General features: G+C 69.5%; 15 protein-coding genes. 10 read left to right on the top strand and 5 right to left on the bottom strand.

What is annotated here, in order from left to right; translation table 11 throughout:
- The first annotated feature begins 19 nt into the window (after positions 1 to 19).
- A complete protein-coding gene (gene sucD / locus AC2D10_RS06425) occupies positions 20 to 922 on the top strand; it encodes a succinate--CoA ligase subunit alpha (RefSeq protein ID WP_056508436.1) in 903 nt (300 codons plus the stop codon).
- A gap of 120 nt (positions 923 to 1,042) precedes the next feature.
- On the opposite strand, the gene AC2D10_RS06420 is transcribed toward sucD, so the two are convergent.
- The gene (locus AC2D10_RS06420; protein ID WP_484711183.1) at positions 1,043 to 2,515 is read right to left on the bottom strand and encodes an NCS2 family permease; all 1,473 of its coding nucleotides are present in this window, start codon (positions 2,513 to 2,515) and stop codon (positions 1,043 to 1,045) included.
- A 93-nt stretch (positions 2,516 to 2,608) separates the two neighbouring features.
- On the opposite strand from AC2D10_RS06420, the gene AC2D10_RS06415 reads away from it, so the two are divergent.
- From AC2D10_RS06415 to AC2D10_RS06375, 9 genes are all read left to right on the top strand, one after another.
- A complete protein-coding gene (locus AC2D10_RS06415; RefSeq protein WP_484711182.1) occupies positions 2,609 to 3,913 on the top strand; it encodes a cell division protein PerM in 1,305 nt (434 codons plus the stop codon).
- A 9-nt stretch (positions 3,914 to 3,922) separates the two neighbouring features.
- A complete protein-coding gene (purN, locus tag AC2D10_RS06410; protein WP_484711181.1) occupies positions 3,923 to 4,510 on the top strand; it encodes a phosphoribosylglycinamide formyltransferase in 588 nt (195 codons plus the stop codon).
- Between the two features lie 67 nt (positions 4,511 to 4,577).
- Positions 4,578 to 6,185, top strand: coding sequence for a bifunctional phosphoribosylaminoimidazolecarboxamide formyltransferase/IMP cyclohydrolase (gene purH, locus AC2D10_RS06405; RefSeq protein WP_484711180.1), 1,608 nt, complete (start codon positions 4,578 to 4,580; stop codon positions 6,183 to 6,185).
- Positions 6,186 to 6,277: 92 nt separating this feature from the next.
- Positions 6,278 to 7,786: a DNA-3-methyladenine glycosylase 2 family protein gene (locus AC2D10_RS06400; protein ID WP_484711179.1), complete on the top strand. Its 1,509-nt coding sequence runs from the start codon at positions 6,278 to 6,280 to the stop codon at positions 7,784 to 7,786.
- A complete protein-coding gene (locus tag AC2D10_RS06395) occupies positions 7,783 to 8,295 on the top strand; it encodes a methylated-DNA--[protein]-cysteine S-methyltransferase (RefSeq protein ID WP_484711178.1) in 513 nt (170 codons plus the stop codon). The genes AC2D10_RS06400 and AC2D10_RS06395 overlap by 4 nt, the downstream gene beginning before the upstream one ends.
- A 91-nt stretch (positions 8,296 to 8,386) precedes the next feature.
- Complete coding sequence (locus AC2D10_RS06390; protein ID WP_484711177.1) at positions 8,387 to 9,436, top strand: dipeptidase; 1,050 nt, start codon at positions 8,387 to 8,389, stop codon at positions 9,434 to 9,436.
- A 349-nt stretch (positions 9,437 to 9,785) separates the two neighbouring features.
- Positions 9,786 to 11,651 carry an ABC transporter ATP-binding protein gene (locus AC2D10_RS06385; protein ID WP_484711176.1) on the top strand — a complete coding sequence of 622 codons (1,866 nt, stop codon included), beginning with the start codon at positions 9,786 to 9,788 and terminating at the stop codon, positions 11,649 to 11,651.
- On the top strand, positions 11,648 to 13,459 hold the full coding sequence (locus tag AC2D10_RS06380; protein WP_484711175.1) for an ABC transporter ATP-binding protein: 1,812 nt from the start codon (positions 11,648 to 11,650) through the stop codon (positions 13,457 to 13,459). Before AC2D10_RS06385 ends, AC2D10_RS06380 begins: the two co-directional genes overlap by 4 nt.
- A 79-nt stretch (positions 13,460 to 13,538) precedes the next feature.
- Complete coding sequence (locus AC2D10_RS06375) at positions 13,539 to 14,345, top strand: hypothetical protein (RefSeq protein ID WP_484711174.1); 807 nt, start codon at positions 13,539 to 13,541, stop codon at positions 14,343 to 14,345.
- A gap of 27 nt (positions 14,346 to 14,372) precedes the next feature.
- Here the strand turns inward: AC2D10_RS06375 and AC2D10_RS06370 are convergent, their stop codons facing one another.
- The 4 genes from AC2D10_RS06370 to AC2D10_RS06355 are packed head-to-tail and all read right to left on the bottom strand — an operon-like array spanning position 14,373 to position 19,895.
- Complete coding sequence (locus AC2D10_RS06370) at positions 14,373 to 15,815, bottom strand: GH1 family beta-glucosidase (protein WP_484711173.1); 1,443 nt, start codon at positions 15,813 to 15,815, stop codon at positions 14,373 to 14,375.
- Positions 15,812 to 18,046: an alpha-xylosidase gene (gene yicI / locus AC2D10_RS06365; protein WP_484711172.1), complete on the bottom strand. Its 2,235-nt coding sequence runs from the start codon at positions 18,044 to 18,046 to the stop codon at positions 15,812 to 15,814. Before yicI ends, AC2D10_RS06370 begins: the two co-directional genes overlap by 4 nt.
- Positions 18,046 to 18,933, bottom strand: coding sequence for a carbohydrate ABC transporter permease (locus tag AC2D10_RS06360; protein WP_484711822.1), 888 nt, complete (start codon positions 18,931 to 18,933; stop codon positions 18,046 to 18,048). Before AC2D10_RS06360 ends, yicI begins: the two co-directional genes overlap by 1 nt.
- Positions 18,933 to 19,895, bottom strand: a complete 963-nt coding sequence (locus AC2D10_RS06355) for a carbohydrate ABC transporter permease (RefSeq protein ID WP_484711171.1) — start codon at positions 19,893 to 19,895, stop codon at positions 18,933 to 18,935. The genes AC2D10_RS06360 and AC2D10_RS06355 overlap by 1 nt, the downstream gene beginning before the upstream one ends.
- Positions 19,896 to 19,941: the final 46 nt, after the last annotated feature.

Here is a 19,941-nt window from a genome sequence, read left to right as displayed (position 1 = left end):
AGACACAAGGACTGAAGAAATGTCGATCTACCTCAACAAGGACTCCAAGGTCATCGTCCAGGGCATCACCGGCGGCGAGGGCACAAAGCACACGGCACTCATGCTCAAGGCCGGCACCCAGGTCGTCGGCGGCGTCAACGCCCGCAAGGCCGGCACCACGGTCTCGCACACCGACAAGGACGGCAACGCCGTCGAGCTCCCCGTCTTCGCCTCCGTGGCCGAGGCCATGAAGGAGACCGGCGCCGACGTGTCGATCGCCTTCGTCCCCGGTGCCTTCACCAAGGACGCGATGATCGAGGCCATCGACGCCGAGATCCCGCTGCTCGTCGTCATCACCGAGGGCGTGCCCGTCGGCGACTCCGCCGAGGCGTGGGCCTACGCGCAGAGCAAGGGCAACACCACCCGCATCATCGGACCGAACTGCCCCGGCATCATCACGCCCGGCGAGGCGCTCGTGGGCATCACGCCCGCGAACATCACGGGCAAGGGGCCGATCGGCCTCGTGTCGAAGTCGGGCACCCTGACGTACCAGATGATGTTCGAGCTGCGCGACCTCGGCTTCTCGACCGCCATCGGCATCGGCGGCGACCCGGTCATCGGCACGACGCACATCGACGCGCTCGCCGCGTTCGAGGCCGACCCCGAGACCAAGGCGATCGTCATGATCGGCGAGATCGGCGGAGACGCGGAAGAGCGCGCCGCCGACTACATCAAGGCGCATGTCACCAAGCCGGTCGTCGGCTACGTGGCCGGCTTCACCGCTCCCGAGGGCAAGACGATGGGCCACGCCGGCGCGATCGTCTCGGGTTCGGCGGGCACCGCGCAGGCCAAGAAGGAGGCCCTCGAGGCCGCCGGGGTCAAGGTCGGCAAGACGCCGTCCGAGACCGCTGCGCTGATGCGTGAGATCGTCGAAGCGCTCTGATCTGAGCTACGCTTGATCTGAAGGCCCCGGACTCCACTCTGGGGCCTTCTTTCATGCCCGGAAGCAGTCGGGCACGAAAAGGGGCGGATGCCGCAGCATCCGCCCCTTCGCGATCGTGTGTCAGATGCCGACGCCGAACAGCGCCTCGATCGGACCACGGGCGAAGAACAGCACGAACCCGGCCGCGACGGCCCACAGCAGCGGGCTGACGGAGCGGGCCTTGCCCGAGAGGGCCTGCACGAGCACCCGGCTCACGAAGCCCGCGCCGATGCCGTTGGCGATCGAGTAGGTCAGCGGCATCACGGTCACGGTGAGGAACACCGGCAGCAGCACGGCGAAGTCGCCCAGATCGATGTACTTGATCTGGGCCATCATCATCGCGCCGACGATCACCAGCGCAGCCGCGGCGATCTCGGTGGGGACGATCGAGGTGAGCGGCGTGAGGAACATCGCCAGCAGGAAGATCACACCGGTCACGACGTTCGCGAGACCCGTGCGGGCGCCTTCGCCGATGCCGGCGCCGGACTCGATGAACACGGTGCTCGACGACGACGAGGTCGCGCCACCGGCGATCGCGCCGACGCCCTCGACGATCAGAGCCGATTTGATGCGCGGGAAGTCGCCCTTCTCGTCGGCCAGGTTCGCCTCTTTCGCCAGGCCCGTCATGGTGCCCATCGCGTCGAAGAAGTTCGAGAACACCAGGGTGAAGACGATCATCACCAGGGCGACGAGGCTGACCTTCGAGAAGTCGAAGCCGAAGTCGACCGCGCCGATCAGGCTGAGGTCGGGGAAGCTGACGGGCGAGCCCGAGAGCGCCGGAACCGTGAGGCTCCAGCCGCCGGGGTTGGCCTCGCCGTCGGCGCCGACCTGCGGGCCGAGGTGCCAGATCGCCTCGACGATCACCGCGAGCACGGTGCCCGAGACGAGGCCGATCAGCAGGCCGCCCTTGACCTTGCGGGCCACGAGGATGCCGGTGACGATCAGGGTCGCGACGAACAGCATGGTCGGGACGGTCGCGACGGATCCGCCGACACCGAGGCCGACCGGCGGCGAAGACGCACCGGTCGCGGTGACGAAGCCGGAGTTCACGAAGCCGATGAACGCGATGAAGAAGCCGATGCCGACCGTGATCGCGATCTTGAGCTGGAACGGCACGGCGTCGAAGATGAGCTTTCGCAGGCCGGTGGCGGCGAGCAGCACGATCACGATGCCGTTGATCATCACGAGCGCCATCGCCTCGGCCCAGGTGACCTGGCCGACGACGGAGAAGGCGACGAACGCGTTGATGCCGAGGCCCGCCGCGAATCCGAACGGCAGGCGCGTGACGAGTCCGAACAGGATCGTCATCACGCCGGCGGTGAGGGCGGTCGCGGCACCGACGGCGCTGAATTCCAGCGTGGTGCCGTCGACATCGGCGGCGCCGGTGAGGATGATCGGGTTGAGGATCACGATGTACGCCATGGTGACGAACGTCACCAGACCGCCCCGGATCTCGGTGCCGACAGTGGATCCGCGCTTGCTGATCTCGAAGAAGCGATCGAGCGCGTTCTTGGGCTCCGCGGTCGCGGGAGCAGGGGACGGGGCAGTAGTCATCGGGGGAACCTCCGCAGGAGACAATATCGCGTCGCCCGCACCCGCGCGCGCCCCCGGGTGGCCACAGGGTTCTCGTCGTAGTCTCGAATCGCTATGCAACGCCTCCTCGTCGCGCTCCTCGCCGCCATCGACGCCGCCATCGCGGCCGCCGTCGGTCTCGTCGTGCTGCTCGCTCCGCTGACGCTGCTGTGGACGCTGGCGTTCGGCATCACGGCCGACTGGGGTGCGCTCTGGCCGCTCACCGGCACGCTGTGGGCGTTCGGGCACGGTGTTCCGATCGACGTGGCGCTCCCGCCCGAACTGGTCGTCGCGCTGGCCATCCCGCCGGAGGCCGCCGCCTTCACGGTCTCGATCACCCCGCTGGCCTTCCTGCTCTTCACGGTGCTGTTCGCGGCACGCTCCGGCTCGCGCGCGGCCAGGGCGGGCGCGTGGCTCGCTGGCGTCCTCGGGGGCACCGTCGTCTTCGCGGCGATCGCCGCCGTCGTGGCGCTCAGCGCCCGCGTCGGGGCGGCAGAGACCTCGCTGGCGCTCTCGATCATCGCCCCGTCGGCCGCCTATCTCGTGGGCGCGCTGTGCGGCGCGGTGCGCGTCGCCTGGGAGGACGGCGACGGCGGCGTGATCGATCGGCTGCACGACCTCATCGACTCCTGGGGCGACTGGGGCCCGGTGCCGGCGACGATCGTACGCGGCGCCGCCTTCTCGCTGGTCGCGGTGCTCGGCGCGGGGGCCGTCGCCACGGCCCTCATGGCGCTGCTGCGCGGGGGAGAGGTCGTCACACTGTTCCAGTCGGGACGGGTCGACGCGCTCGGAGCGTCGGTTCTCGCGCTCGGGCAGCTCCTCTACCTGCCGACGCTGATCGTGTGGGCCGTGTCGTGGCTCGCCGGACCCGGGTTCGCGATCGGTGTCGGTACCGCGGTCTCGCCGGCGGGCACGCAGCTCGGAGTGGTCCCCGGCATCCCGATCTTCGGTCTGATCCCCGAGAACAGCTCGATCTGGATGATGATCGTCGTGCTCGTGCCCATCGGCGCCGGAGCGGTCGCCGGGTGGGCCGTGCGGTCCCGCCTGGTCTGGGAGGGAACGCCTCTCGCGATGGCTCCGCGTGCCGTGATCGCACTCGGGATCGGTCTCGTCACGGCGGGAGTGGCCGCGCTGGCCGCTGTGCTCGTCAGCGGGTCGATGGGCCCGGGGCGGCTGGCAGACATCGGACCCTCTCCGCTGCCGTTCGCGCTCGCCCTCGGCGGCGAGGTGCTGCTGGGTGCCGCCATCCTGCTGCTGTCGCCGCGCAACCGCGACGAGCTGGCCGAGGAGCGCACCGACCGCTGGAACGCCGAGATGACGGACGCTCACGAGGCAGATGACACTGTGCCCGAGCCGGAAGACACCGCGACGCCCCGGTAGAGTGGGTGCGTGTTCACGGTCGCCGTTCTCATCTCGGGCACCGGCTCGAACCTTCGCGCCCTCCTCGAGGCCGCTCGTCATCCCGATTTTCCGGCGCGTGTCGTCGTGGTGGGTGCCGACCGCGAAGCCGACGGGCTGGCGCATGCCGAGGAGTTCGGCATCCCCAGTTTCACGGTGCCGTGGCACGAGCACGACAGCCGCGAGGCCTGGGGCGACGAGCTGGCACGTCAGCTCGACGTCTGGACGCCGGACCTCGTGGTGCTCAGCGGGCTCATGCGCCTGCTGCCGCCCTCGCTCGTGGCCCGCTATTCGCCGCGTCTGATCAACACGCACCCGGCGTATCTTCCGGAGTTCCCCGGCGCGCACGGCGTCCGCGACGCGCTGGCCTCCGGGGCGACGCAGACCGGCGCGAGCGTGATCGTCGTGGACGACGGCGTCGACACCGGGCCGATCCTCGCGCAGGAGCGCGTCGAGGTTCTGCCGGGCGACACCGAGCACAGCCTGCACGAGCGCATCAAGCCGGTCGAGCGACGACTGCTGATCGATGTCGTGCGCGGCATCGCCACCGGCGAACTGTCGCTGACCTCCGCACACTGAACGACTTTCCCGCACGCACGATCCCCGCACGATCTTCCGCACGTCCTCACGCACGAAGGAGTCCATCATGGCCGGCCCCCGCCACGACCACTCGCTGTACCGCGATCGCGACACGGTGACGATCCGTCGCGCCCTCATCTCGGTGAGCGACAAGACCGACCTGCTCACGCTCGCAGCCGCGCTCGCCGACACCGGTGCCGAGATCGTCTCGACCGGTTCGACGGCCGCCACGATCCGCGAGGCCGGCTACGAGGTCACCGATGTCGCCGCGGTCACGGGCGTCGCCGAGATGCTCGACGGGCGCGTCAAGACGCTGCACCCCAAGATCCACGGCGGACTGCTGGCCGACCTGCGCCTCGAGGATCACGAGCGCCAGCTCGCCGAACTCGACATCGCGCCGTTCGACCTGGTCGTGGTGAACCTGTACCCGTTCGTGGAGACCGTCGCGTCGGGCGCCGAGGGCGATGACGTGGTCGAGCAGATCGACATCGGCGGGCCCGCGATGGTGCGTGCCGCCGCCAAGAACCACGCGAACGTCGCGATCGTCGTCTCACCCCAGTCGTACCCGGGAGTCATCAGCGCGATCCAGTCCGGTGGCACGTCGCTGGCGCAGCGCCGCGAGCTGGCCGCGCGCGCCTTCGCCCACACCGCCGCGTACGACACGGCCGTGGCATCGTGGTTCGCCGAGGGAACGCTCAACACCGAGGACGACCTGCCGGCGCACCTGACCATCCAGGCCGAGCGTCTGGCCACGTTGCGCTACGGCGAGAACTCGCACCAGCGCGGCGCGATCTACACCCGCGCCGGCGGACACGGCATCGCCCAGGCCCGTCAGCTGCAGGGCAAGGAGATGTCGTACAACAACTACGTCGACGCCGACGCCGCTCTGCGTGCCGCGTACGACATGATCAAGCCCGCCGTCGCGATCATCAAGCACGCGAACCCGTGCGGCATCGCGACGACGGCGCCCAACGCGCTCGACCCGATCGCCAGCGCGCACCTGCGCGCGCACGAGTGCGACCCGGTCTCGGCCTATGGCGGCGTGATCGCCGCGAACGGCACCGTGACGCTGAAGATGGCCGAGAACCTCAAGGACATCTTCACCGAGGTCATCGTCGCGCCGTCGTTCGAGCCGGCGGCCCTCGAGGTCTTCAAGACGAAGAAGAACCTGCGTCTGCTGCAGCTGCCCGAGGACTGGCAGCAGGAGCGCATGGACGTGCGTCTGGTCTCGGGCGGACTGCTGCTGCAGGACGCCGACCGGTTCCCCGACGACATCGGCTCGGTCGCCAAGAACTGGGAGCTCGTCTCGGGCGAGCGCCCCAGCGACGAGGAGATGGAGAACCTGATCTTCGCGTGGAAGGCGTGCCGCGCGGTCAAGTCGAACGCGATCGTGCTCGCGAAGGACAACGCGACCGTCGGCGTCGGCATGGGTCAGGTCAACCGCGTCGACTCCTGCCGCCTCGCCGTGGAGCGCGCGGGGGATCGGGCCGCAGGGTCGGTCGCGTCGTCGGATGCGTTCTTCCCGTTCGCGGACGGGGCGCAGGTGCTGATCGACGCGGGCGTCACCGCGATCGTCCAGCCCGGCGGATCGGTGCGTGACGAAGAGGTCGTGGATGCCGCGCGCAAGGCCGGCGTCACGATGTTCTTCACCGGAGAGCGCCACTTCTTCCACTGAGTCCGCGGGCGCCTCGTGCCCGGGGTACGAGGCGCCACCGTGATGTCCGATTTCCGCCAGTCGGTGTCGGAGGGGCGTGGCAGAGTGGTGGCATGAGCCTCCCCCTGACCGACTTCGATGAGCGCTACCGTGCGATCAGCGCGCGCGACACCCGCTTCGACGGGCAGTTCGTCACGGCGGTCAGCTCCACCGGCATCTACTGTCGCCCGAGCTGCCCCGCGCGCACGCCGAAGCCGCAGAACGTCACCTTCTTCGCGACGAGTGCGGCGGCGCACGAAGCCGGCTATCGAGCGTGCAAGCGGTGCCTTCCCGAGGCCGCGCCCGGATCGCCGGCGTGGGATGTGCGCGGAGACACGGCGGCACGTGCGATGCGGCTGATCTCGTCGGGCGTGGTGGAGCGCGAGGGCGTCCCCGGGCTCGCGGCCCGACTCGGCTACTCCGCTCGTCACCTCACGCGGCTGCTGGCCGGAGAACTCGGAGCAGGTCCGCTGGCTCTCGCCCGCGCGCATCGCGCCCACACCGCGCGCATGCTGCTCGTCGGCACCGAGATGCCCGTCTCCGACGTGGCCTACGCCGCCGGGTTCGCCAGCATCCGCCAGGCCAACGACACGATCCGCGAGGTGTTCGGCCTCACGCCCGGTGAGCTGCGGGCACGCCGTCGGGGACCGGCAGCGGCCGCGCCGGGAACCATCGACCTCGTGCTTCCGCACCGCGCACCGCTCGATGCCAGCGGCGTCTTCGCTTGGATGCAGGCACGGGCGCTTCCGGGCGTCGAAGAGGCCACGCCGACCACGTTCTCGCGGCATCTGCGCATGGCAGGGGGTCCGGCGTGGTTCGAGGTGCGACAGGATCCCGCGGCCCGCCTGCACCTGCGGGCCCGGGTCGCGCAGCTCGCCGACCTCGCGCCGCTCGTCGCGATCGTGCGCCGGCTGTTCGACCTCGACGCCGACCCGCTCGCGATCGATGAGGCGCTGTCGTCGCACGCCGAGCTCGCACCGCTCGTGGCCCGCACGCCCGGCATCCGCGTGCCCGGAGCGGCCGACCCGCACGAGATGCTGATGCGCGCGATGGTGGGTCAGCAGATCACCGTCGTCGCAGCCCGCACCGCGCTCACCGCGCTCGCCGACGCGCTGGGGGAGCGCACCGACGACGGGCTGCTCTTCCCGACCATGGCGGCGATCGCCGAGCACGGATCCGAGGTCCTGCGCGGACCCGCCGCGCGCATCCGGGCGATCACCGGTGCCGCAGCGGCGCTCGCGGAGGGGTCGCTCACGCTCACCGTCGGTGATGACGGCGCCGCGCAGCGGGCGGCGCTGCTGGCGATGCCCGGGATCGGCCCATGGACGGCCGACTACGTGCGCATGCGGGTGCTCGGCGACCCCGACATCCTGCTCCCCGGCGACGTCGCGATGCGGGCAGGCGCCGCCGCGTCGGGACTGCCCGCCGAGCCCGCGCCTCTCACGGCCTGGGCAGAGCGCGTCGCCCCGTGGCGCAGCTACCTCTCCGCCCACCTCTGGCGTGCGGCTCCCGCCCGGCCGTCGCGCACAGTGCGTCGCCCGCCCGCCACCCTCGCACCGATGATCTCGAAGGAGACCCCATGAACGCCCTCATCCCGACCGCCCTCATCCAGACGATCGACACCCCCGACGGAGCCTTCACGATCCTCACCGACGACCGCCAGCGCGTGCTCTCCTCCGGGTGGACCGACGACGTCGAGACGATCCTCGGGCGTCTCTCGGCTCGGCTGCGCCCGCAGGACCTGCAGGAGCGCGAGACCGACGCGGCCGCAGCCGTCGCGGCGTTCTACGCCGGTGACATCGCGGCCATCGACACGGTCGCCGTGAGCCAGAGCGGAACCGCGCTGCAGATGACCGGCTGGGCGGCGCTGCGCGAGATCGCCGCGGGTGCCCCACTGACCTACACCTCGTTCGCGGCGCGACTCGGCAATCCGCGCGCAGTGCGGGCGGCGGCATCCATCTGCGCGCGCAACGCGCCTGCGCTGTTCGTCCCCTGCCACCGCGTGCTGCGGACGGACGGCACCCTCGGCGGCTTCGCCTGGGGCCTCGGCGTCAAGGAGAGCCTGCTGGCGCGGGAGTCCGCCGCGGCCTGAGCTGCTCGACGCACGGTCATTCGCAGGTCCGATCCGGCCTTAGGCTCGTCCACATATCTGTTGACGGACGAGCACACCGGAGAAGGCACACATGCCCCACGAACAGGCCGCTGAACTGCACCACCGCGCGATTGTCGCGGACGCGCACAACGACCTGCTCTCCGCAGTGGCGACACGACCCTCGGAACAGTGGTCGGACTTCTTCCGCGCGCAGTGGCTGCCCCAGCTGCACGACGGCGGAGTGAATCTGCAGATCCTGCCGGTCTTCGTCGACGAGGAGTATCGCCCGGAAGGTTCGCTCCGGCGCACTCTGCGCATGATCGAAGCCGGTCACCGGATCGCCGAGGGCAACGCCGACGCCGTGGGCCTCTGCCTCACCGCCGACGACATCGATCGGGTGATCGCCGACGGCCGCATCGCCCTGGTGCTGGCGCTCGAGGGGATGCCCGGGATCGCCGAAGACGTCGAACTGCTCGAGACGATGTACCGGCTCGGGGTGCGCGTGGGGTCGGTCGCTCACTTCGGTCGGAGCTACTTCGGTGACGGCAGCGGTGAGGATGCCGCCGGAAGCAGGCTCACCAAGGCGGGCGTTCGCGCCCTCGCCGAGATGGAGCGGATGGGGATGATCTTCGACGTCAGCCACCTCGGCATCGGGGGAGTGGACCACGTGCTCGAACTCGCCACCCGGCCGGTGATGGCGTCGCACTCGTCGGCGCGCACCCTCTTCGATCATCACCGCAACCTCAGCGATGGCCAGGTGGCGGGCATCGCCGCGGGCGGCGGCGTGGTGTGCGTCAACTTCTACGCCCCCTACCTGCACGCCGACACGCACACCCTCGACGTGCTCCTCGACCACATCGAGCACATGGCCTCGGTCGCCGGCATCGAGCACATCGGCCTCGGCCCCGATTTCATGCGCGAGGTGCTCGACGACACGACCCCGCCGTGCTGCGTGCAGGAACTCGTCGAGGGGGTCCCGGCCGACCGGTACATCCCCGAGCTCGAGGGGCCGAGCGGACTGCCGCACGTCACCGAGACGATGCTCCGTCGCGGATGGGCCGAAGACGACATCGTCGCCGTGCTGGGCGGGAACCTGCAGCGTCTACTGCGGTCCGAACTCGGCGGCGCCGGACGCCCCTGAGCGGATCCGCGCGGACCGATCCGCGCGGCACGGGAATTCCTGTTGCACTCAGCGGGTTCACAGACATAGGCTGGTGGGCTGTCGCGCCGACCGGGCGACGTCGCCGAGCCCCTGAGGAGGACAACATGACCACGATCTCCGTCGTGACGATCGCAGCTCTCGGCTCGGCCCCGGTGCCCGCGCTCCCGTAGCGCCCCACACACTCCTCGCCGCCCCCGCGCGGCACGCCGTCGCTCACTCACTCGCCGCATCGATCACGCAGGTCGCGCTCCCCTCGGGATGCCCGGCTCGTCTCGGCATCCCCCGTTCTCACGTCATCGCACGCCGTATCGAAACTCATCTGAGAGACATGTCTTCCTCGCCTTCCCCGCAGAAAACCGAGTCATCCCTGTCCACCGCTGCCGCACTGTGGCGGCTCAAGCCCTTCGTCCGGCCGGTCATCTGGCGCCTGGTCGGGGGCGCCTGCAGCGCGCTCATCGCCGCCATCATCGCCCTGATGATCCCGATCGTGCTCGAGCAGATCATCCGCGGCCCGGTGCAGACCGGCGACTTCAGCGCCATCGCCTGGGGTGCCGCCGCTGTGTTCGGCCTCGCCCTCGGTGAAGCCGCCATGGTGTGGCTGCGTCGCTGGTTCGTGCTGAACCCGGCCACCGAGGTCGAGTACCAGATGCGGACGACGCTGTACTCGCGCCTGCAGACGCTGCCGGTCTCGTTCCACGACCGCTGGCAGTCCGGCCAGCTGCTCAGCCGCATGATGCAGGACATCGGCCTCATCCGCCGCTGGCTCGCGTTCGGTCTGGTGCTGCTGGTGGTCAACGTCCTGACCATCATCATCGGCGCCGCCCTGCTGTTCCGCTGGCACTGGCTGCTCGGCACGATCTTCCTCGTCACGGCGATCCCGCTGTGGGTCCGCGGCTACCTGTTCGAGAAGCGCTACGGCGCCCTCACGCGCCGCAGCCAGGACCAGGCCGGCGACCTCGCCACCAGCGTCGAGGAGAGCGTGCACGGCATCCGTGTGCTGAAGGCCTTCGGACGCGGCAAGCACGCGCTCAGCCGCTTCAGCCGTCAGGCCGAAACGCTGCGTGAGACCGAGATGAGCAAGGCCGGCGCGATCTCGTCGATCTGGTTCTGGCTCGACCTGATGCCGCAGATCGCCTTCGGCCTGAGCCTGATGTCGGGGATCTGGCTGATCTCCCAGGGTGAGATCGAGCTGCCCGAGCTGTTCGCCTTCTTCGCGATGGCCACTGTGCTGCGCTGGCCGATCGAGTCGATCGGCTTCCTGTTCTCGTTCATGCTCGATGCCCGCACGGCGACCGACCGCGTGTTCGACATCTTCTCCGAGACGAACTCGATCTCTGACCCCGAGCACCCGGTGCACATCGCCGAGCCGCGCGGGGAGCTCGTGTTCGAGAACGCGCACTTCCGCTACCAGGACGCCGGAGACCACGAGCGCGACCTGCTCGACGGCATCGATCTGGTGCTGCGCCCGGGCGAGACCATGGCGCTGGTCGGTCTGACCGGCAGCGGCAAGACCACGCTGACGACCCTGCCGACGCGTCTGTACGACGTGACCGGCGGTCGGGTGACGCTCGACGGCGTCGACGTGCGCGACCTGCCGCTCGCCGAGCTGCGACGACACATCGCCATGGCCTTCGAGGACGCGACGTTGTTCTCGGCATCCGTCCGGGAGAACGTGCTGCTCGGACGCGCGGAGCTCGACGTGCACAGCCCCGAGGGTGAGCGTGTGATGCGCGAGGCGCTCGAGGTCGCCCAGGCCGGCTTCGTCGACGCGCTCCCCGAGGGCGTCGACACGATCATCGGCGAGGAGGGCCTGAGCCTGTCGGGCGGTCAGCGTCAGCGTCTCGCCCTGGCTCGTGCCGTGGCCGCCGCACCCCAGGTGCTCGTGCTGGATGACCCGCTGTCGGCGCTCGACGTCGACACCGAGGCGCTCGTCGAGGAGGCCCTGCGCCGGGTGCTTGCCGAGACGACCGCCATGATCGTCGCGCATCGACCGTCGACCGTCGCGCTCGCCGACCGCGTCGCGCTGCTCGAGGCCGGCCGCATCACCGCGGTGGGCACGCACAGCGAACTGCTGCGCACCAGCCGCCACTACCGCTACGTGATCTCGAGCCTCGAGGCCGAGGAAGCCGCGCGCACGGGGGCCATCCCCATCATCAGAGAGTCCGACATCGAGTCGAAGGAGGTGCCCTCATGAGCTTCGCGATCACCGGAACCCAGGACGAGGACCGCTCCAGCTACACCCCGGAGGAGAGCAAGGCCATCCGGCGGCGCTCGCTGCGTCTGCTCGGATCGCTGGTCACGCCGCTGCGCGCCCAGATCATCCTCGCCGCGGCGGTGCTGATCGTCTCGACCGCGCTGCAGGTCGCGGGCCCCATCCTCATCAGCATCGGGCTCGACCGGGCGCTGCCCGCCGCGCTGGAGGCCGACTGGATGCCGACGTTCATGATCGGCGGCATCTACCTGGTCGCCGGGCTCTTCGCCGCGGTGCTCATCGCCTGGTACGTCATGATCGCCGCGCGACTGACCCAGGCGGTGCTGCTCGACCTCCGCAAGCGCATCTTCCTGCACACGCAGCGACTCAGCCTCGAGTTCCACGAGTCGTACACGTCTGGCCGCATCATCTCGCGTCAGACCAGCGACCTCGACTCGATCAAGGAGCTGCTCGACGGGGGCCTGAACGAGCTCGTCTCGGGTGTGCTGTTCGGCCTGTTCACCTTCATCGCGCTGTGCATCTGGGACTGGCAGTCAGGGCTGATCCTCGCGATCGGCGGCATCCCGCTGTTCTTCCTGATGCGCTGGTTCTACTCGCGTTCGCAGCTGGTATATCGCGAGTCGCGCGTCATCAGCGCGAAGGTGATCGTGCAGTTCGTCGAGACGATGACCGGCATCCGCGCCGTCAAGGCGTTCCGTAAGGAGCCGCGCAACGACGACACCTTCCAGAAAGTCGCCGGGGACTACCGCGACGTGAACCGTCGGTCGATGGTGCTGTTCGGCACGTTCGAGCCCGGGCTGATGGGTGTCGCCGCCCTGACACTGGGCATCGTCGTGCTGTGGGGCGGCATCCGCGTCTCGGAGGGCGCTCTGACGGTCGGCGTGCTGTTGTCGGCCGTGCTATACGTGCGCAACTTCTTCGCGCCGATGCAGGAGATCGCGATGTTCCTCAACTCCTACCAGTCCGCCACCGCGGCGCTGGAGAAGGTGTCGGGCGTGCTCGAGGAGGTGCCGACCGTTCCGGATCCCGAGAAGCCGGTCGACCTCTGGGAATCGCGGGGCCATGTCGAGTTCGACGAGGTGACGTTCGGGTACTCGGAGCAGAAGGTCATCCTGCCGAACTTCTCGCTCGACATCCCCGCCGGGCAGACCATCGCGCTCGTGGGCACGACCGGTGCGGGCAAGTCCACACTGGCCAAGCTCATCTCACGGTTCTACGACCCGTCGCGGGGCGAGGTGAAGCTCGACGGCATCGACCTGCGTTCGCTGCATCCGAAGGACCTGCGTCGCGCCATCGTGATGGTGACGCAGGAGGCCTACCTGTTCAGTGGCACGGTCGCCGACAACATCGCACTCGGCAAGCCCGACGCAACGCTCGAGGAGATCACGGCGGCCGCACGGGCGGTCGGCGCGCACGACTTCATCTCGGCGCTGCCCGACGGATACGCGTCCGACGTCAACAAGCGCGGAGGCCGGGTGTCGGCGGGGCAGCGTCAGCTGATCTCGTTCGCCCGGGCGTTCCTCGCCGACCCCGCGGTGCTCATTCTCGACGAGGCCACCGCGTCGCTCGACATCCCGTCGGAGCGGCTGATCCAGGAGGCGCTGCAGACGCTGCTCAAGGACCGCACCGCGATCATCATCGCGCACCGTCTCTCGACCGTCGCGATCGCCGATCGGGTGCTGGTGATGGAGCACGGACGGATCATCGAAGACGACACCCCCGCCGCGCTCATCGGCGGCACGGGCAAGTTCGCCCAGCTGCACGCGGCATGGCAGGAGACGCTGGTCTAGCCGGCATCGCGCCGTCCGCGCCGCGCCGTCCGCATCCGAGACCGGAGCGCGGGCGGCGTGGCGTGAGTAGCATCGGAGTATGGATCCGTTGCTGCTGCTGGCCGAGTTCTGGTGGACCGCGCCGGTCGCCGCCGGCGGCGTGACAGCCGGAGCGATCGGGCTGCGTCGGCGCTCGCGGAAGAGCGGGCGCCGCATCGCCGTCGACGCGGCGCAGCACGACCTCAAGCGCGCCCGGACCGCCATCGCCGAGAAGCGCGCCGCGGTGAAGACGGCCCGCGCCGAGGTCGCCCAGGCCGTGGCCGAGCGGGCCGCACGCCGCGCGACTCCGGAGCAGGTGGCCAGCGCGCGGCGGAGGCTGCGCGATACCGAGCTCGACGTCAGGGCCGCGACCGCCGACATCCGCGCGCGCCAGGCCCGGCTGCACGCCGCACGGACCGCGATCCCGTCGTCGTCGGAGCCGCGTCCGCTCGAGCGACTGCGCGCCGAGCACGAGGCCGTGGTGGCGCGATGGATGCTGTACGAGACCGACCTCGCGCGCCAGATCGCCTATCCGTCGATGACCGACGTCAAGCAGCCCGCGACGGCGGCGTACCTGCGCGCGGCGGAGCGGGCGAACGATCTGCGGCGCGATGCGGGCGATCGGCCGACTCCGGCGGAGTTCTCGGCGTATCGCGATGCCGTGTCGCAGCTCGCGACCGCGCTCGACGTGGCCGAACACGCCGCCCGGGCGACCGCGGGCGAGGTCACCTCGGGTCCCGGTTGGCAGGATGCCGCGCAGGACGTGCTGGCGCGGTCGGCCGAGGCCTTCGACCGGGCGGCGGGGGCCGCGGCATCCGCCCTCACTGCGTGGACGAACCGCGGCCGCAAGCCCCGCGACAAGGCCTGAGTCGCGCCTCTCAGTCTCGGCGGTTCGTCAGGACGCGGGCAGGGTGCGCGTGCGGGTGAGCTCGCGGTACCAATGGCCCGAGTCCTTCACGGTGCGCTCGAGCGTGTCGAAGTCCACGCGCACGATCCCGAACCGCTTGGCATAGCCGTAGCCCCACTCGAAGTTGTCGAGCAGCGACCAGACGAAGTATCCGCGCAGGTCGACCCCGCGCTCCATCGCCCGGTGCGCGGCGGTGAAGTGGCGCCGCAGGTAGTCCGTGCGCTCGGGGTCGGGCACCGAGCCGTCGTCGGCGACCTCGTCGTCGAACGCCGCACCGTTCTCGGTCACCATCAGCGCCTGCTCGGGGAACTGCTCCGACAGCGAGACGAGCAGTTCCTCCAGACCCTCGGGGGCGATGTTCCACCCCATCGCGGTGTACGGTCCGGGCTGCTCGACGAATTCCACCACCGCGTCGCTGCCCGGCCACGCCGTGCCGCCCTCGGTGCCCTTGTGCCCGTCGTTCCGCTGCTTCGGTGAGACGCCGTCCCACATCCGTACGGTCGCGGTCGAGTAGTAGTTCACGCCCAGCACGTCGATCGGCTGATGGATCGTCGCGAGGTCGCCCTCCTGCACGAACGCCCAGTCGGTGACGGATGCCGTGTCCTCGAGCAGGTCCGCCGGGTATTCGCCGCGCAGCATCGGGCCCGTGAACGCACGGTTCGCGAGGGCGTCGATGCGGCGCATGGCCTCGTCGGCCCCGTCGCCCTGACCCCGCAGCACGTGGAAGTTCAGCGTCACCGAGTATTCCGGGTCGCCGGTCGACGTCGCCCGCAGCGCCTGGATCGCGCGCCCGTGGGCGAGGTTCAGGTGGTGCACCGCCGACAGCGCGGAGGCCGGTTCGTGCCGCCCCGGCGCGTGGCCGCCCTGCCCGTAGCCGAGGTACGCCGAGCACCAGGGCTCGTTGAGCGTGGTCCACGTGTGCACGCGATCGCCGAGCGCCGTGCCCATGATCTCGGCGTAGCGCTCGAACGCGTCGGTCGTGGCGCGAGCCGTCCAGCCCCCGGCGTCCTCGAGGTACTGCGGCAGGTCCCAGTGATACAGCGTCGCGACAGGACTGATACCGCGCGCGAGCAGCCCGTCGACGAGCCGCGAGTAGAAGTCGATGCCCGCCTGATTCACCTCGCCCGATGCGGTGGGGACGATGCGCGGCCACGCGATCGAGAAGCGATACGCCTGCAGCCCGAGGTCCTTCATCAGGTCGAGGTCCTCGTCGACGCGGTGGTAGTGGTCGCACGCCACGTCACCGGTGTCGCCGTTCCAGACGCGGCCTGGCGTCTTGCTGAACGTGTCCCAGATCGACGGCGTGCGTCCGTCCTCAGACGCTGCTCCCTCGATCTGGTACGACGCGGTGGCCGATCCGAACGTGAAGCCCTCGGGGAAGACGAGGCCGGAGCCCCGGTAGTCGTCGAGCGAGGTGGGGTGGGTGGTCATCCGGTGATCTCCTCGAGGTCGACGGTGTAGGTCTCGGAGCGCCCGTCGGGGTTGGTCACGGTGAGGGCGGCGCTGCCGGTGCCGCCCGTGAAGACACGGAGCTGCAACCCGTCATGGTAGTCGTAGTCGGGCCGGTCCACACGGGCGCCCCACGGGATCACGGCGCCGGGTCGCACGTACAGCGGCAGCGAGTCGAAGCCGTGCGTCTCGCGCCGCCATGAGCCACCGGTCACCGTCTCGCCCGTGAGCAGCGACGTCCACTCGCCCGACGGCAGGTAGAAGTCCACCGTGCCCTCGGCCGAGAACACCGGGGCGACCAGCAGGTCGGATCCCAGCATGTACTGCCGATCGAGATGCGCGGTCGCCGGATCGTCGGGGAACTCCAGAGCCATGGGGCGCATCAGCGGCACTCCGGTCGCGGCGGCGTCGAGCCCCTGCTGGTACAGGTACGGCATCAGCCGCATCTTCAGGTGCGTGAAGCGCCGCGTCACCTCGACGGCCTCCTCGTCGAAGGCCCACGGCACGCGGTACGAGCTCGACCCGTGGAAGCGCGAGTGCGAGCCGAGCATGCCGAACGCCGTCCAGCGTTTGAACACCGCCGGGTCGGGCGTGCCCTCGAAGCCGCCGATGTCATGGCTCCAGAATGCGAACCCGCTCAGCGCGAGCGACAGTCCTCCGCGCAGCGTCTCGGCCATCGACGGGAACGTCGAGGTGGAGTCGCCGCCCCAGTGCACCGGCATGCTCTGCCCGCCCGCCGTCGCCGATCGCGCGAAGAGCACCGCGTCGCCCTCGCCGCGCGCGTCGGTGAGCACGTCGAACACGGCCCGGTTGTAGAGCTCGGTGTAGAGGTTGTGCATCCGCTCCGGGTCGGCGCCGTCTGCCCAGACCACGTCGGTGGGGATGCGCTCGCCGAAGTCGGTCTTGAAGCAGTCCACGCCCTGCGCGATGAGAGCGCGGAGCTTGGACTGATACCAGGCGGTCGCGTCGGGGTTGGTGAAGTCGACCAGCCCCATGCCCGCCTGCCACAGATCCCACTGCCACACCGAGCCGTCGGCACGCTGCACCAGGAAACCCCGGTCGGCGGCTTCGCGGAACAGTGGGGAGCGCTGGGCGATGTAGGGGTTGATCCACACGCAGACGCGGAGGTCCTTGGCGTGCAGGCGCCCCAGCATGCCCTCGGGGTCGGGGAACACGCGGGGGTCCCACTCGAAGTCGCACCAGTTGAACTCGCGCATCCAGAAGCAGTCGAAGTGGAACACCGAGACGGGCAGCTCGCGCGCGGCCATCTCGTCGATGAACGAGTTCACGGTCTGCTCGTCGTAGTCGGTCGTGAAGCTCGTCGACAGCCAGAGGCCGTACGACCAGGCCGGCACGACGGGCGGGCGACCGGTGAGGGCGGTGTAGCGTCCGAGCACCTCCTTCGGTGTGGGGCCGGCGATCACGAAGTACTCCAGCACCTCGCCCGACACCGAGAACTGCACGCGTTCGACGGATTCGGATCCGACCTCGTACGACACGTGTCCCGCATCGTTGACCAGCACGCCGTAGCCGCGATCCGAGAGATGGAAGGGGACGTTCTTGTACGCCTGCTCGCTCGAGGTGCCGCCATCGGCGTTCCACACCTCGACCGTCTGCCCGTTCTTGACCAGCGGTCCGAAGCGCTCGCCGAGCCCGTAGATGTGCTCGCCGACGCCGAGGTCGAGCTGCTCATGGACGAACGCGGATGCGGCGGGTGCGCCGCCCCCCTGGCGGGCGTTGGAGACGACCCCGGAATCGACCTGTGCGCCGTCGGCGAGCTGGATGTAGCCCTGCGCCTTGTGTCCGCTGCCCGTCACCCGGCGTCCGTCGATCTCGAACGAGAGGTCCCAGGGCGCTCCCGGCGTGATGCGGGCGACCAGAGACCCCGCATCCAGCACGCCGCCCGAGAGAGAGGTCGAGGCGGATGCGGCCGAGCCGCCCGCGCCCGGCAGCGTGAAGCCGCCGTGCCAGCGGTGCCCGGTGTGGTGGGCGATGCGCACCCGGATCACGCCTTCGGCGGGGGAGGAGAGGGTGGTCGTCAGCACCGGGCGGTTGAGGATGTCGCCGCGCTTGGCGATCACCATCGTCGGGGCCGTGATGACCAGCCCGGGGCCGTCGGGGGTGTCGTCGGTCTCTGCGATGTCGTAGGCCTCCTGCGCGTAGAGCGCGGTGACCCCCGGTCGCAGCTGCCAGAACCCGTCGGTGAACTTCATTACTTGACTGCTCCTGCCGTGATGCCCCGGGTGAGGGTGCGCTGGAAGATGAGGAAGAAGATGAGCGTGGGGATGATGCCCAGCAGGGCCGACGCACTCGTGGTGGTGACGTCCATCAGCCGGTCGCCCTGCAGCACGCTGATCGCGACCGGGACGGTCTGGTTGGCGTTGGAGGCGAGGAACGTCAACGGGATGAGGAACTCGTTCCACGTCCAGATGAAGAAGAAGATCAGGAGCACCGAGAGCGTCGGGCGGCTGATCGGGAAGATCACCCGCCACAGGATCTGCCAGCGGGTGGCGCCGTCCAGCGAGGCGGCCTCGAGGATCTCCTTCGGGAAGGTGCCGTACACCGAGGACAGCAGGTAGGTGCCGAACGCGGCCTGGATCACCGTGAACACGATGATCACCGCCCACACGTTGTCGTACAGGCCGACGGATTTGAACATGTAGTACAGCGGGTAGAGGAGCGCCTCCTGCGGCAGCAGGTTGGCCATCAGGAACAGCAGCACGATCCAGGAGCGCCCGCGGATGCGCCCGATGCCGATCGCGAAGGCGTTCAGCATCGAGATCGCGACCGCGAGCACCGAGACGACGCCGGCGATGAAGAGCGAGTTCCAGACCTTCTCGGGGAAGTTGACCCGCTCCCAGAACTTGATGATGCCGCCGAAGTCGAGCGTCTCCGGAAAAGCCAACGGTCCGGAGGTGGCGTAGTCGACGGGGGACTTGAAGGAGTTGACCAGTACCAGGTAGAACGGCGCGATGACCAGCAGCGCACCCACGGCGACGAGGGCGAGAAGCAGCCAGTCCACGGGGCGCTTCTTGGTCATGCCGCCGCGCGGGCGGGTCTTCACAGGCTTGCCGGTCACGATCGCGGTGGTGGCGTGCATCACAGCCCCGCCCTTTCTTTTCGCTCGAGCGAGTTCTGCACGCGGATGAAGATGATCGACACGATGACCACGACGATCGTGAGTACCGTGGCGATCGTCGCGCCGTAGCCGACGTTCCGCTTGGTGAAGAACTCCTGATACGCGTAGTACGCCGGCACGAGGGTCGCGCCCGCCGGTCCGCCGCGCGTGATGATGTAGACGGGGCCGAACACCTTGAGCGCCGCGATCGTGCAGGTCAGCGTCACGACGAAGATCTCCGGACGGATGATGCTCATCGTGATCGCGGTGAAGCGCTGGCGCCAGTTGGCGCCGTCGAGTTCGGCGGCTTCATAGAGCTCGGGGTCGACCCGCTGCAGCGCCGCCATGAACACGACGACCGGGTAGCCGAGCTGTACCCACACCATGACGACCATCAGCACGATGAGAGCGGAGGGCATCTGGCCCAGCCAGTCGTAGGCGGGAATGCCGAAGGCTCCGAGGATCTGGTTGAGGGCGCCGTCGCCGCCGGGGCGGACGATCCAGCCGATCACGATGCCGGCCACCGCGATCGGGAGGATCTGCGGCAGGTAGTAGGTGGCCCGCAGGAAGCTCCCGACCTTGCCGCCGAACTTGCGTCCGACGACGTCGAACAGCAGCGCGGCGACCAGGAGACCGACGATCGTGGGAACGACCACCATCGCCAGGATCATCCACACCGAGTTGGTGAAGGAGGTCCAGAAGTCGGTGTCGGTGAGGATTTTCTGCCAGTTCTCGAGTCCGATGAACTCCGGCGTGCGCACGCCCTTCCACTTCGTGAAGGTGAGGTACACGTTCCAGATGAGCGGCACGATGACGACGACGAGCAGCAGCGCGAAGCCGGGCAGCAGATACAGCCAGTACGCGCCGGTGCCACCGGTGCGCTGCGGGATCGAGGGTTCTTCGGGCGGCAGCTTGGTGCGGCCCTGACGTGTGGCGAGTGACATGTTCTCCTCCGGGAGAGGGTGGGGGCGGCGCGGAGTCCGAACCGCC

This window comes from Microbacterium sp. PI-SA-G (assembly GCF_057215335.1).
This window is presented reverse-complemented; position numbering and strand designations above follow the sequence as displayed.

Coding starts and splice junctions, on each gene's coding strand:
- sucD (WP_056508436.1), top strand. CDS start 20: ATGTCGATCTACCTCAACAAGGACTCCAAGGTCATCGTCCAGGGCATC.
- AC2D10_RS06420 (WP_484711183.1), bottom strand. CDS start 2,515: ATGACTACTGCCCCGTCCCCTGCTCCCGCGACCGCGGAGCCCAAGAAC.
- AC2D10_RS06415 (WP_484711182.1), top strand. CDS start 2,609: ATGCAACGCCTCCTCGTCGCGCTCCTCGCCGCCATCGACGCCGCCATC.
- purH (WP_484711180.1), top strand. CDS start 4,578: ATGGCCGGCCCCCGCCACGACCACTCGCTGTACCGCGATCGCGACACG.
- AC2D10_RS06400 (WP_484711179.1), top strand. CDS start 6,278: ATGAGCCTCCCCCTGACCGACTTCGATGAGCGCTACCGTGCGATCAGC.
- AC2D10_RS06395 (WP_484711178.1), top strand. CDS start 7,783: ATGAACGCCCTCATCCCGACCGCCCTCATCCAGACGATCGACACCCCC.
- AC2D10_RS06390 (WP_484711177.1), top strand. CDS start 8,387: ATGCCCCACGAACAGGCCGCTGAACTGCACCACCGCGCGATTGTCGCG.
- AC2D10_RS06385 (WP_484711176.1), top strand. CDS start 9,786: ATGTCTTCCTCGCCTTCCCCGCAGAAAACCGAGTCATCCCTGTCCACC.
- AC2D10_RS06380 (WP_484711175.1), top strand. CDS start 11,648: ATGAGCTTCGCGATCACCGGAACCCAGGACGAGGACCGCTCCAGCTAC.
- AC2D10_RS06375 (WP_484711174.1), top strand. CDS start 13,539: ATGGATCCGTTGCTGCTGCTGGCCGAGTTCTGGTGGACCGCGCCGGTC.
- AC2D10_RS06370 (WP_484711173.1), bottom strand. CDS start 15,815: ATGACCACCCACCCCACCTCGCTCGACGACTACCGGGGCTCCGGCCTC.
- yicI (WP_484711172.1), bottom strand. CDS start 18,046: ATGAAGTTCACCGACGGGTTCTGGCAGCTGCGACCGGGGGTCACCGCG.
- AC2D10_RS06360 (WP_484711822.1), bottom strand. CDS start 18,933: ATGCACGCCACCACCGCGATCGTGACCGGCAAGCCTGTGAAGACCCGC.
- AC2D10_RS06355 (WP_484711171.1), bottom strand. CDS start 19,895: ATGTCACTCGCCACACGTCAGGGCCGCACCAAGCTGCCGCCCGAAGAA.